Source organism: Nocardia brasiliensis ATCC 700358 (assembly GCF_000250675.2).
Classification (GTDB): Bacteria; Actinomycetota; Actinomycetes; order Mycobacteriales; family Mycobacteriaceae; genus Nocardia; species Nocardia brasiliensis_B.
The window spans coordinates 3,910,701-3,922,960 of the sequence record NC_018681.1; the positions used below are offsets into that span (position 1 = coordinate 3,910,701).

11 protein-coding genes are annotated in these 12,260 nt (G+C 68.4%); 8 read left to right on the top strand and 3 right to left on the bottom strand.

Annotated features, from left to right (window positions below):
* Nucleotides 1-81: 81 nt before the first annotated feature.
* Nucleotides 82-666, top strand: coding sequence for a class I SAM-dependent methyltransferase (locus O3I_RS17655; protein ID WP_041562678.1), 585 nt, complete (start codon nt 82-84; stop codon nt 664-666).
* 638 nt (nt 667-1,304) lie between these two features.
* Here the strand turns inward: O3I_RS17655 and O3I_RS17660 are convergent.
* Nucleotides 1,305-2,174: a helix-turn-helix domain-containing protein gene (locus O3I_RS17660; protein WP_014984311.1), complete on the bottom strand. Its 870-nt coding sequence runs from the start codon at nt 2,172-2,174 to the stop codon at nt 1,305-1,307.
* A gap of 117 nt (nt 2,175-2,291) precedes the next feature.
* On the opposite strand from O3I_RS17660, the gene O3I_RS17665 reads away from it, so the two are divergent.
* Nucleotides 2,292-3,083 (top strand): SDR family oxidoreductase, encoded by a 792-nt coding sequence (locus O3I_RS17665; RefSeq protein WP_014984312.1) that lies wholly within the window; start codon nt 2,292-2,294, stop codon nt 3,081-3,083.
* Nucleotide 3,084: 1 nt separating this feature from the next.
* Nucleotides 3,085-4,167: a diacylglycerol kinase gene (locus O3I_RS17670; RefSeq protein ID WP_041562679.1), complete on the top strand. Its 1,083-nt coding sequence runs from the start codon at nt 3,085-3,087 to the stop codon at nt 4,165-4,167.
* On the opposite strand, the gene O3I_RS17675 is transcribed toward O3I_RS17670, so the two are convergent.
* Both O3I_RS17675 and O3I_RS17680 read right to left on the bottom strand, forming a co-directional pair.
* Complete coding sequence (locus O3I_RS17675; protein ID WP_041562680.1) at nt 4,149-5,381, bottom strand: alpha-hydroxy acid oxidase; 1,233 nt, start codon at nt 5,379-5,381, stop codon at nt 4,149-4,151. The two genes, O3I_RS17670 and O3I_RS17675, sit on opposite strands and share 19 nt — an antisense overlap.
* Entirely contained in the window at nt 5,378-6,157 is a 780-nt protein-coding gene (locus tag O3I_RS17680; protein ID WP_014984315.1) for an SDR family NAD(P)-dependent oxidoreductase, read from the bottom strand. The genes O3I_RS17675 and O3I_RS17680 overlap by 4 nt, the downstream gene beginning before the upstream one ends.
* Before the next feature lie 212 nt (nt 6,158-6,369).
* Here O3I_RS17680 and O3I_RS17685 point away from each other — a divergent pair, with 212 nt between their 5' ends.
* Genes O3I_RS17685 through O3I_RS17705 form a run of 5 tightly spaced genes read left to right on the top strand, consistent with a single transcriptional unit; the run spans nt 6,370 to nt 12,233 of the window.
* The gene (locus tag O3I_RS17685) at nt 6,370-7,698 is read left to right on the top strand and encodes an enolase C-terminal domain-like protein (RefSeq protein WP_041563952.1); all 1,329 of its coding nucleotides are present in this window, start codon (nt 6,370-6,372) and stop codon (nt 7,696-7,698) included.
* The gene (locus O3I_RS17690; protein ID WP_014984317.1) at nt 7,695-8,789 is read left to right on the top strand and encodes a sugar ABC transporter substrate-binding protein; all 1,095 of its coding nucleotides are present in this window, start codon (nt 7,695-7,697) and stop codon (nt 8,787-8,789) included. The genes O3I_RS17685 and O3I_RS17690 overlap by 4 nt, the downstream gene beginning before the upstream one ends.
* Nucleotides 8,786-10,279, top strand: a complete 1,494-nt coding sequence (locus tag O3I_RS17695) for a sugar ABC transporter ATP-binding protein (RefSeq protein ID WP_014984318.1) — start codon at nt 8,786-8,788, stop codon at nt 10,277-10,279. Before O3I_RS17690 ends, O3I_RS17695 begins: the two co-directional genes overlap by 4 nt.
* Entirely contained in the window at nt 10,279-11,310 is a 1,032-nt protein-coding gene (locus O3I_RS17700; protein ID WP_014984319.1) for an ABC transporter permease, read from the top strand. The genes O3I_RS17695 and O3I_RS17700 overlap by 1 nt, the downstream gene beginning before the upstream one ends.
* A 2-nt stretch (nt 11,311-11,312) precedes the next feature.
* Entirely contained in the window at nt 11,313-12,233 is a 921-nt protein-coding gene (locus O3I_RS17705; RefSeq protein ID WP_014984320.1) for an aldo/keto reductase, read from the top strand.
* Nucleotides 12,234-12,260: the final 27 nt, after the last annotated feature.

Here is a 12,260-nt window from a genome sequence, read left to right on the forward strand (position 1 = left end):
CTTCGGCCTCGAGGAGGGCGCGTGTCGGATAGCCGCGCAGAGGATCCGTTCGGTGGTCGTGCGCCGACCAGCCACGAGCGGATGACCGGCCTGCCCTGGGACGCGTCGTATCACGACGGCCCCGCGCCCTGGGATATCGGCGGCCCGCAGCCTGCGATCGTTGAGGTCGCCGCGTCCGGCGGATTCTCCGGGGCGGTACTCGACGTCGGCTGCGGGTCTGGGGAGAACGCCCTGCACCTCGCCGCGCTGGGACTGTCGGTGCTGGGAGTCGACGTGGCCGAAACCGCTTTGGCCATCGCCCGCGGGAAGGCCGCTGCACGTGGGCTCGCCGTCGAGTTCGCCATGGCCGACGCGTTCGAGCTGAGCCGCCTGGGCCGCATGTTCGACACCGTGCTCGACAGCGGAATGTTCCACACCTGCGACGCCGACGAGCAACTCCGCTACGCCGCCAGTCTCGCCTCGGTGACCACTCCCGGCGGCACCCTCTACATCCTCTGCTTCAGCAACACCGGCCCCGACCCCGGCCCCCACCCCATCAGCCAGGAAGCCCTCACCACCGCATTCGCCACCAACTGGACAATCGCGACCATTGCCCCCACCCGAATCCACACCACCTTCCACCCCACCGGCGCCTCCGCCTGGCTGGCCACCATCCACCGAACCTGAACGAGCCCCACAGAACACCCGCCCCCGCGTCGAACGCCGGGAGCAATGGGTGGACCAAGCGACAGATAGGTCGATGCTCGCAGAGAGCTCATACGGTTCACAGCGGCTGTATCCCCTGTGAGCCGGACGGAAGGTCTGTGAGGTATTCGGCGGTGGGGGTGGCCGATTGGATTTCGCGCGCCCTATCCGTTCATGCGGCGATGGCCTTCTACGTGACTCGGTCACGCAGTTGCTGTACGACCCCGATCGTGTCGGGGTGGTCGCGTCGTCGAGTGTGGCCAGTTTCGCGGAGGTGGCTTGCTGTGCCAGGCTCGTCTCCTTGCGGCCTTGCGGCCTTGCGGCCTTGCGGCCTTGCGGCCTTGCGGCCTTGCGGCCTTGCGGCCTTGCGGCCTTGCGGCCTTGCGGCCTTGCGGCCTTGCGGCCTTGCGGCCTTGCGGCCTTGCGGCCTTGCGGCCTTGCGGCCTTGCGGCCTTGCGGCCTTGCGGCCTTGCGGCCTTGCGGCCTTGCGGCCTTGCGATGCGGCGCGGCGCGGCGATGCGGCCGTCCACGTCTGCGTGGTCCTGGGGCCGACGGAGCTGTTCACGGGCCGAACCCAAGCGCAGCACCAGCAAGGTTGTGGGGAGGGTGTGCTCGTGGGGTCAGGGGCCGGCGAGGACGGCGGTCAGGTGGTGGGCGGCTTGGGTTAGGGCTGAGATGTATTCGTCGCGTTCGGATTTGGTGGTGGAGGGTTGGAGGGGGCCTAGTTGGACTTCGTGGGTGGCGGTGCCGGCGGGGTCGAAGACGGGGGCGGCGAGGTAGCTGAGGGGGAGGGGGTCGGGGGAGTCGAGTTCGGGTTGGGTGAAGGGGCGGGCGGTGAGTTCGGCCAGTTGGCGTAGAGCGCGGGTGCGCAGATGTGGTTGCAGGAGTTCGGTTCCGACGGCGCCGAGGAGGTCGGCGAGAAGGTCGACCAAGCCTGCGTCGTCGGCGCGAGGACGGAAGACGGCGACGCCGCGGGCGCGGACGAGGGTGAGCAGTGCGCCCGCATTGCGGCGGTCGGGGCCGGTGGCGGTGCGGATCCAGGTGTTCTGTTCGGCGGCCGGACGCCACGGCATGACGCTGGCACCGGCCGGGAATTGCAGTGGAATGCGGTGTCCGACCGGGATTCCGGGGACGACGCGGGTGTGTCCGTGCCGGATGTCGAGGACGGTGAGCCGATCGGGTTCGATGCGGCTGAAGGTGGCGCCGAATCCGGTGCGGGCGGCGAGTGCGGCGAGTACTTCGCCGACGCCGGGCGGCAGTGTGGCACTGGATAATCCGGCCAGCTCCGGGCCGATGGTGTAGCCGCGCTGCGGGTCTCGGCGCACCCAGCCTGCCGCGGCGAGTTCGGTGAGTATCGCGGTGGCGGTGGCTCTGGCGATGCCGAGGCGTTCGGCGATGCCCGCGACACCGATCGGTTCGTTCGCAGTGGTGAGCAGCGAAACGATGTCGACGACCCGGCGGGTCGGCGGCGACGCGGATCGTTCCGGCATGACGGATCCTCTTGTTCTGCTCGGGTAGGCAACCTACGATGTGTCGAATATTAGATCACCGAGTGTCGAATATTCGACATACGCGGCGGGTGCGACCCCGCATCGGAGGGAGCGCGAATGATCCTGGATCGGTTCCGGATAGACGGGCAGGTCGCCATCGTGACCGGCGCCGGGCGCGGCCTGGGTGCGGCGATCGCCCTGGCCTTCGCCGAGGCGGGTGCGGATGTGGTGATCGCGGCCCGCACGAAGAGCCAGTTGGACGAGGTGGCCGAGCGGGTGGCCGCGACGGGACGGCAGGCGCATGTCGTCCCGGCCGACCTGAGCGATCTCGACACCACCGCGGCGTTGGCCGCGACCGCGGTGGAACGTTTCGGCAGGCTGGATATCGTTGTGAACAACGTGGGCGGCGCGATGCCGTGCACGCTGCTCGATACGACGCCGCAGGCCCTGGTCGACGCGTTCAACTTCAATGTCACCAACGCGCACGCACTGGTGTGCGCCGCCGTTCCGCGCATGCTGGAGACCGCGGGCGGTGGTTCGATTCTCAATATCACCTCGACCATGGGCAGGCTGCCCGGTCGCGCGTTCGCCGCCTACGGGACCGCCAAGGCGGCGCTGGCGCATTACACGAAACTTGCTGCGCTGGACCTGAATCCGCGCATCCGGGTGAATGCCATTGCGCCCGGTTCGATTCTGACCTCCGCATTGGAGATCGTCGCGGGCAACGAGGCGATGCGCACCGAACTGGAGACCAAGACGCCGCTGCAACGAATCGGTGACCCCGAGGACATCGCCGCGGCCGCCCTGTATCTGGTGTCCCCCGCGGGCAAATATCTCACCGGCAAGGTCATCGAACCCGACGGTGGCTTGATCGTGCCGAACCTCCATCTCCCGATTCCGGATCTGTGACATGACTTATCGCGTAGTGCAGTGGGGTACAGGCAATGTCGGCCGGCACGCGCTGGCCGGTGTGATCGCCAATCCCGACGTCGAATTGACCGGCGTCTGGGTGTCCGGCGAGTCGAAGGCGGGCGTGGACGCGGGAACGCTGGCCGGGCTGGAACATTCGGTGGGGGTGCAGGCGACGACCGACGCGGACGCATTGCTGGCCACCCGGCCGGACTGTGTCGTCTACTGCTCGATGACGGACAACCGCCTGTTCGAAGCCGTGCAGGATCTGCAGCGGATTCTCCGCGCGGGCGTCAATGTCGTCGCGTGCGCACCGGTGTTCTTCCAATACCCGTACGGCGTAGTCCCTGATGAACTGTTGAAGCCGGTGCAAGAGGCCGCGGCACAGGGTAATTCGACCCTTTGGGTGAACGGTATCGATCCTGGTTTCGCCAACGATCTGGTGCCCCTGGCCTTGGCCGGTACCTGTCTGCGCATCGATCAGCTGCGCTGTATCGAGATCGTCGACTACGCCAGTTACGACAATCGTGAAGTCATGTTCGACATCATGGGTTTCGGCAAACCGCTCGACGACATCCCGATGCTGTTGCAGCCAGGCGTCTTGTCGCTCGCCTGGGGTGGCGTGGTCCGCCAGCTGGCCGCGGGCATCGGCGTCGAATTGGACGCCGTCACCGAGACCTACGAGCGTATCCCTGCGCCGCATGCCTTCGATATCGTCACCGGCCACATCCCCGAAGGTTCAGCTGCCGCACTGCGTTTCGAGGTACGCGGCATGGTCGGCGACACCCCGGTCACCGTGCTCGAACACATCACCCGGCTGCACCCCGACCTCTGCCCGGACTGGCCGCAGCCGGCGCACCGGGAGGGCTCGTATCGAGTGGAACTAACGGGCGAACCGAGTTACGCGCTGGACCTGGTCACCTCTAGCCGCAACGGCGACCACAACTACGCCACCCTGGTAGCCACCGCCATGCGTATCGTCAATGCGATCCCGGCGGTGGTGCAGGCGCCCGCGGGCATCATGACCGCACTGGATCTGCCGCTGATCACGGCACCGGCCCAACGTCATTCGCGGGAGCGGTAGCGTTCGAGCAGCCGGACGTGTGCCGGTTCGAGTTCCTCGATGCTGGTCACGCCCAAAAGCTTCAGCGTCCGCAGCACCTGCGTGCGCAGGATGTCGATGGCGCGGTCGACGCCGGGTTCGCCGCCCGCCATGAGTCCGTAGAGGTAGGCGCGGCCGATCAGGGTGAAGCGGGCGCCGAGCGCGAGGGCGGCGACGATATCGGCACCGTGCATGATGCCGGTGTCGAGGTGGATCTCCATATCGTCGCCCACCTCGCGGACCACCGAGGGCAGCAGATGCAGCGGCACCGGCGCGCGATCGAGTTGGCGCCCACCGTGATTGGACAGCACGATGCCGTCGGCGCCGAGACCGGCGAGCCGTTTCGCGTCGTCGACGGTCTGCACGCCCTTGACCAGTAGCCGTCCGGACCACTGCTGCCGGAGCCAGGCGAGGTCGTCGAAGGTGACGGTGGGGTCGAACATCGAGTCGAGCAGTTCGGCGACGGTGCCCGCCCAGCGGTCCAGGGAGGCGAAGGACAACGGTTCGGTGGTGAGGAAATCCCACCACCACCATGGGCGGCGCAGCGCGTCGAGCGCGCCGGACAGGGTGATCGAGGGCGGCACCGTCATTCCGTTGCGCACATCCCGCAGTCTGGCGCCCGCCACCGGCACGTCGACGGTGACGACGAGGGTGTCGAAGCCGGCCTGCCCGGCGCGTTCGACCAGTGCGATGGAACGGTCCCGATCGGTCCACATGTAGAGCTGAAACCAGTTGCGCGCGTCGGGACCGGTCAGGGCCGCGACGTCCTCGATGGCGGTGGTGCCCATGGTGGACAACGTGAACGGAATGCCCGCCCGTTCGGCGGCCCGCGCTCCCGCCGCCTCGCCGGCCGTGTGCATCATTCGGGTGAATCCGGTCGGCGCGATGCCGAACGGCAGCGCGGCGGTGCGCCCGAGCACCTGCACCGAGGTATCGGCGGAGCTGACGTCGCGCAGGATGGTGGGCCGGAACTCGAGGTCCGCGAACGCTTCTCGGGCCCGGTCGAGGCTGATCTCGGCGTCGGCGGCGCCGTCGGTGTAGTCGAACGCGACCTTCGGCGTGCGCTTGCGGGCCAGCTCGCGCAGATCCCAGATCGTCTGGGCGCGTGCCAGTTTGCGCGCACGGCCGCCGAACGGACGCTCGAATTTGAGCAATGGCGCAAGTTCCCGGGGCCGCGGCAGCCTGCGCGCGGTCATCGCGTGGCGGCCTGGGTGGCGGGGCGTAGCCGCAGCGAGTGCATGCCGGCGTCGACCTCGAGCATGGTCCCGGTGATGGAGGTGGCCCCGGGCCCGGCCAGGAAGGCGACGGCGGCGGCTACCTCCTCGGCCGTCACCAGCCGCCCGTGCGGCTGACGAGCACGCAGCGCAGTGAGTTCGGCGGCGGGATCCGCGCTGGCCGCGAGGAGTCGCTGTACCCACGGTGTATCGACGGTGCCGGGGTTGACGCAGTTGACCCGGATGCCCTCGCCGACGTGGTCGGCGGCCATGGCGCGGGTGAGCGAGAGGATCGCGCCCTTGCTCGCGCCGTAGGCGGCCCGGTTGGGCAGCCCGGTGGTCGCCGCGATCGAGCAGGTGTTCACGATCGCGGCCGAGGGCGACCGGCGTAGGTGGGGGAGCGCCGCGCGGGAGACGCGCACCGCACCGAAGACATTGACCTCGAACAGATTTCGCCATTCGTCGTCACTGTTGTCTTCGATCGTGCCCTGCGCGCCGATACCGGCGTTGTTGACGACGATATCGAGGCGGCCGAACGTTTCGTGCACCCGCGCGACAGCGGCGCGCACCGACGCGTCGTCGACCACATCGCAGTACAGGCTGATTCCCCCGGACGGCGCAGCGGCACCGGGGGCCCGATCGAGCACCGCGACTCGCGCGCCCGCCGCCGCGAGCGTTTCGGCGACGGCCTTCCCGATTCCGGACGCACCACCGGTGACCACGGCCACCAGTCCGTCGAACTCGTCGTGCGACGACATACCGACCCCTCGCTCTCGCCTCGTTTCCGAGACGATGGCACGCCTCGAACAGGTCCGATGTTTACCCCTGGCGAACATAACACCGATCGCGCCGGAACGCGCCAGATTGCCACGGATAAACCAGGATTGACGAATAGCCACACCCCCTTGCATCAAAAGACATCCGATGTATAGTCGTGACCCAGATCACTTTCTGGAGCGAGGATCATCCCATGGCGCACCTCACGGCGCTGGACACCTTCGACGTCCGGTTCCCGACGTCGCGCGAGCTGGACGGCTCGGACGCGATGAACCCGGATCCCGACTATTCCGCGGCCTACGTGGTGTTGCGCACCGACGACCCGGCCGGACCGCAGGGGCATGGTTTCGCGTTCACCATCGGCCGCGGCAACGACGTCCAGCGGGTCGCGATCGAATCGCTGACCGCGCTGGTGGTCGGTCGTTCGGTCGCCGAGATCGCCGGGGACCTCGGAGGATTCGCCCGCGCACTCTCCGCGGATTCCCAACTGCGCTGGCTCGGCCCGGAAAAGGGCGTCATGCACATGGCGGTCGGGGCGGTGATCAACGCCGCGTGGGATCTCGTGGCGAAGCTGGCCGGAAAACCGTTGTGGCAGTTGGTCGCCGAGATGTCGCCGGAGCAGATCGTGGACCTGCTCGACTTCCGGTATCTCACCGATGCGCTCACCCCGGAGGAAGCGCTGGCACTGCTGCGCCGCGCGGAACCGGGCCGGCGGCAGCGGATGGACCGGCTGCTCGCGACCGGATATCCGGCGTACACCACCTCGCCGGGGTGGCTCGGCTATTCGGACGAGAAGCTGGCCCGGCTCGCCCGTCAGGCGGTGGCCGACGGTTTCCGCACCATCAAGATCAAGGTCGGCCGCGACGTGGACGAGGACGTGCACCGGCTGAAGATCGCCAGGGCGGCGATCGGGCCGGATATCGGTCTGGCGGTCGACGCGAATCAGCGCTGGGACGTCGACGCCGCGGTGCAGTGGATCGCTCGCCTCGCACCCGCCGACCCGGCCTGGGTCGAGGAGCCGACGAGTCCGGACGACATCCTCGGGCACGCCGAGATTCGCCGTCGCGTCGCGCCGGTGCGGATCTCGACCGGCGAGCACGGCCAGAACCGCATCCTGTTCAAGCAACTATTCCAGGCCGGCGCGGTCGACATCGTGCAGATCGATGCGGCCAGGGTCGCCGGTGTGAACGAGAACCTGGCAATCCTGTTGCTGGCGGCCAAGTTCGGGATCCCGGTCGTGCCGCACGCAGGCGGTGTCGGTTTGTGTGAGCTGGTGCAGCACCTGGCGATGATCGATTACGTCGTGGTCTCCGGGAGCGTCGAGGGTCGCGCGATCGAGTTCGTCGACCACCTGCACGAACACTTCCGATTTCCGGTGCGCGTGGTGGGCGGGCACTACCTCGCACCGCGCGAACCCGGTTTCAGCGCCGAGCTGCTGCCCGCTTCGCTGCGCGATTACGAATACCCGACGGGAGCCGCCTGGCGCGCGGCGCCGTCCGCACACCACCAGGAGAATTCATGAGAACCGCCAGCCTTGTCGGCGTCGCGCTGGGCGCTACCTTGATCATCGTCTCGGGTGCCGCGTGCTCGCGCGAATCGATCGGCACCGAGACCGGTCCGGCCGTCACCGTGGGCAGCGGTGCGGACAACGGGGTGCTGGTCGGCGCGGACCAGCCCCGTTCGGATTCCGACTTCTGGAGCGCCTACGCGGGCTACCTCGGCCCGAAGGCGGCGTCGGCCGGGGTGAAGCTGGAGAACACCTCGTCCGACAACGACGCCAACCGGCTCAAATCCAACGTCGACACGCTGCTCTCGAAGAACGTCGCGGCGATCATCATGGCGCCGCAGGACACGGCCGCGGTGAAACCGGCTCTGGCCGCGGCCGCCGCGAAGAACGTGCCCGTGGTGAGCGTGGATACCCGGCCCGACAGCGGCGGCGTGTACATGGTGGTCCGAGCCGACAATCGGGCCTATGGCACCAAATCGTGCATCTACCTGGGCGAAACCCTGAAGGGCACCGGCAAAGTCGTCGAATTCCAAGGCGACCTGAGTTCGATCAACGGGCGCGATCGTTCGGAAGCGTTCGCAGACTGCATGAAAACGCGTTATCCCGGGATCAAGGTGATCGAGATCCCGACCGACTGGAAGGGCGATCGTGCCGTGTCGGGTCTGCAGGACAAACTGCTGACCGATCCCGATATCAACGGCATCTACATGCAGGCGGGCGGCGTCTTCCTACAGCCGACGCTGGCGCTGCTGCGGCGCAGCGGAAAACTGGTGAAAGCCGGTGCGCCAGGGCATATCACGATCGTCTCGAACGACGGCATCAAGGCCGAGTTGGATGCCATCACGGCGGGCGAGATCGACGCGACCATCTCCCAGCCCGCCGACCTCTACGCGCAATACGCAGCGTTCTATGCGAAGGCCGCGATCGACGGCCGCAAGTTCACGCCGGGGCCGACCGATCACGGCTCGACCATCATCGACACCGGCGTCGGCGGCACACTGGAGGATCAGTTGCCCGCGCCGGTCGTCACCCGGGCCGGGGGCAAGGTGGGCGAACTCGACACAGTGCCGCCCACCGCGCCGGGCCTGTGGGGTCACGGCGGATGAGCGGCGAACCGATCGCGGAGGCGATCGAGGTCTCGAAGCGCTTCGGCCGCAACGTGATCGCGCTGAACCTGGTCGGCCTGCGGGTGGCGGCGGGTCGCACGCACGCGCTGGTCGGCCGCAACGGCGCCGGGAAGTCGACGCTGGTGTCGATCCTGACCGGGCTCGCAACTCCTGATGAGGGGGAGGTGCGGTTCAACGGCCGCCCGGCGCCCGCGCCCGCCGACCGGGACGCGTGGCGCGCCCGGGTGGCGTGCGTGTACCAGAAGTCGACGATCATCCCCGACCTGTCGGTGGCGGAGAACCTGTTCATCAACAGACAGGGTCTGGACCGTCGGATCATCAACTGGCGCAAGCTTCGTGGCCGCGCCCGGGAGTTGCTCGACACCTGGTCGGTGCCCGTCGACGTGGACACCGTCGCCCGTGACCTTTCGGTCGAGCACCGCCAACTGGTCGAGATCGCCCGTTCACTGTCGTACGGCGCGCGTTTCATCATCCTGGACGAACCGACCGCGCAGCTGGACGGACCGGCGATCAAGCGGCTGTTCAACCGGATCCGGGATCTGCAGGCACAAGGCGTCACCTTTCTGTTCATCTCCCACCACCTCGACGAGACCTACGAAATCTGCCAGGACATCACGGTTTTCCGGGACGCCGAGCACGTGCTGACCGCACCCGCCGCCGAACTGGGCAAGCAGGACCTGATCGCGGCCATGACCGGTGATTCGGTGGAGCTGCAGACCGCCGCCCCGCGCGCCGCCCCCGACACCGCTGCGACACCCACGCTCCTGGTCGAGGGACTCAGCGGCGCAGGGGAGTTCACCGAGGTGACGTTCCAGGTGTCGCCACGCGAGATCGTCGGCCTGGCGGGCGGCGGTAGCAGCGGGCGGATCGAGGTCGCCGAGACGATCGTCGGATTACGCAAGGCCGCAGCGGGTTCCGTGCTGGTGTCCGGGCGGTTGCCGCGCCGCGGTGGGGTACGGGCGGCCCTGGACGCCGGTATCGGGTTCGTGCCGCGGGACCGGCACGAGGAAGGTCTGATCCCGGAAATGAGCGTGGCGGACAACGCCACCCTCACGGTGCCGCGGCGCGTGGGCCGCCTGGGGCTGCTGTCCCGCCGGACCCGGAACGCGGTGGCGGGCACCGCGATCGACGCGCTCGGGATCAAGACATCCGGGCCGGATCAGAGCGTCGCGGAGTTGTCCGGCGGCAACCAGCAGAAGGTGGTCTTCGCCCGCGCGCTGGCCACCGATCCGGCGGTGCTGGTGCTGATCACGCCGACCGCGGGCGTCGATGTCCGATCGAAGCAGACCCTGCGCGGCGTGGTACGCGCCGCCGCCGACCGGGGGACCGCGGTGCTGGTGGTATCGGACGAGCTGGACGACTTGCGCGACTGCGATCGAGTCCTGGTGATGGTGCAGGGCCGGATCGCTCAGGAATTCGAGAAAGGCTGGGGCGACCGGGAACTCGTCGCCGCCATGGAAGGACTGTGATGACCCCGACCACGACCGGCCAGGAACCGGCGACCCGCATGGCCACCGCGCGCCGGGGTGCGCCGGTCACCGTGCGCTGGGGCGCGCTGCGCGATTTCCTGCTCGTGCCGCCGATCCTGCTCGTGCTGGTGGTCGGCTATTTCATCAACGCCAGCTTCGTCTCACCGGCCAACCTCACCAATGTGCTCACCACGATGAGCGGTATCGCCCTGCTGGTGCTGGCCGAGGTGCTGGTGCTGGTGGTCGGACGGATGGACCTGTCGCTGGAGTCGACGTTCGGGCTGGCGCCCGGCGTCGCCATCTGGGCCACCATGGGCACCGCGAAAGTCGGTGCCTTCACCTGGACTTCGCCGTGGATGACCATTCCGCTGGCCCTGCTCGTCGGACTGGCGGTGGGCGCGGTGAACGGGGTGCTGATCGTCCGATTCGGGTTGAACGGGTTCATCGTGACCTTGGCGATGCTCATCGCGCTGCGCGGTCTGCTCACCTTCCTGACCGAAGGCTTCACCCTCACCAAGATTCCGCCGTCGGTCGAATGGCTCGGCAACACCAGGGTATTCGGCGTCCCGGTCGATGTGGCGCTGTGCCTGCTCTTGTTCCTGGTGGGGTATCTCGTGCTCACCTATACGACGGCCGGGCGCGCGCTGTACGCGGTGGGCGGCAACGAGGCCGCCGCGCGGGCCGCGGGCATCCGCACCGATCACGTCGTGATCGCGGTGCTGGTGGTGGCGGGCGGGCTCGCCGCCATCGGCGGGCTGATCTATTCGGGCCAGTTCGCCAGCGTGCAGGTCAGCCAGGGCGACGGCATGATCTTCCAGGTGTTCGCGGCCTGCGTCATCGGCGGTGTCGCGCTGAACGGCGGCCGCGGCTCGGTACTCGGCGCGTTCTTCGGCGTGCTGATCCTGACGCTGATCCAGAAGCTGCTGTCCTACGGCGGGGTCAGTGCCGACTCGCTGAAGTTCATCAACGGCGCGCTGATCCTCGTCGCCCTCGTGATCACCCGCGTCGCCAGCGGCCGGCGACAGGAGTGAGGATGACCGACCTGACCGACATCGTGCTAGGCGGTGCGGGATACGCCGGGCTGTACCGGGCGGTCGACCCCGCGGACGCGCACGCCGCGCTGTCCACCGCCTGGGACGCGGGCATCCGATCCTTCGACACCGCACCGCATTACGGCGTGGGCAGCGGCGAAGAACGCCTCGGCGAATTCCTGCGCACCCACCCGCGCGCGGAATTCACCGTGTCCACCAAGGCCGGTCGTCTGCTCTACGACGATCCGCAGGCCGCCGACGGCGCCGACGGCTTCTACGGCACCCCGAAGCGCTCGCGGCGGCGGGACTATTCGGCGGCGGGGATCCGCAGGTCCCTGGAGGACTCGCTGACCCGGCTGGGCCTGGACCGAGTGGATCTGTTGCTCATCCACGATCCGGAAGATCATCAGCCGGAGGCGTTCTCGGCAGCGGTGCCGGAGCTGGTCCGGCTGCGGGACGAAGGCCTGATCTCCGGTATCGGCGTCGGCGTCAATTTCGTCGATCTCGCGCTGCGCTTCGTCCGCGCGGCTCCGATCGACCATGTGCTGATCGCCGGTCGCTACACCCTCCTCGATCGTGGCGCCGAGGCCGAGCTGCTGCCGGAATGCGACCGGCGCGGCATCCGGGTGCTGGTCGGCGGCGTGCTCAACAGCGGCATTCTGGCCGATCCGGAACGTCAGGCCACCTTCGACTATCGCCCGGCGGACGGTGAAATCATCGGCAGGGCACGTGCGATGGCGCGGCTGTGCGCGGAATACGAAGTGCCGCTGCGTGCGGCGGCGCTGCAGTTCCCGCGCAGGCACCCGGCCGTCACCCGCACGGTGGTCGGCGCGAGCACCGCGGACCAGGTCGCCGACACCGTCGCGATGCTGAACCACCCTGTCCCCGAGGCACTCTGGGACGCGTTGGCGGGGCGCGGATGATCCGACGCGTGCCCGCCGCCCTCGCGC

Bases quoted from the DNA above. Each gene is read 5' to 3' on its own strand.
- O3I_RS17665 (WP_014984312.1), top strand. From the start codon at position 2,292: ATGATCCTGGATCGGTTCCGGATAGACGGGCAGGTCGCCATCGTGACC.
- O3I_RS17655 (WP_041562678.1), top strand. From the start codon at position 82: ATGACCGGCCTGCCCTGGGACGCGTCGTATCACGACGGCCCCGCGCCC.
- O3I_RS17690 (WP_014984317.1), top strand. From the start codon at position 7,695: ATGAGAACCGCCAGCCTTGTCGGCGTCGCGCTGGGCGCTACCTTGATC.
- O3I_RS17675 (WP_041562680.1), bottom strand. From the start codon at position 5,381: ATGACCGCGCGCAGGCTGCCGCGGCCCCGGGAACTTGCGCCATTGCTC.
- O3I_RS17700 (WP_014984319.1), top strand. From the start codon at position 10,279: ATGACCCCGACCACGACCGGCCAGGAACCGGCGACCCGCATGGCCACC.
- O3I_RS17670 (WP_041562679.1), top strand. From the start codon at position 3,085: ATGACTTATCGCGTAGTGCAGTGGGGTACAGGCAATGTCGGCCGGCAC.
- O3I_RS17680 (WP_014984315.1), bottom strand. From the start codon at position 6,157: ATGTCGTCGCACGACGAGTTCGACGGACTGGTGGCCGTGGTCACCGGT.
- O3I_RS17705 (WP_014984320.1), top strand. From the start codon at position 11,313: ATGACCGACCTGACCGACATCGTGCTAGGCGGTGCGGGATACGCCGGG.
- O3I_RS17685 (WP_041563952.1), top strand. From the start codon at position 6,370: ATGGCGCACCTCACGGCGCTGGACACCTTCGACGTCCGGTTCCCGACG.
- O3I_RS17695 (WP_014984318.1), top strand. From the start codon at position 8,786: ATGAGCGGCGAACCGATCGCGGAGGCGATCGAGGTCTCGAAGCGCTTC.
- O3I_RS17660 (WP_014984311.1), bottom strand. From the start codon at position 2,174: ATGCCGGAACGATCCGCGTCGCCGCCGACCCGCCGGGTCGTCGACATC.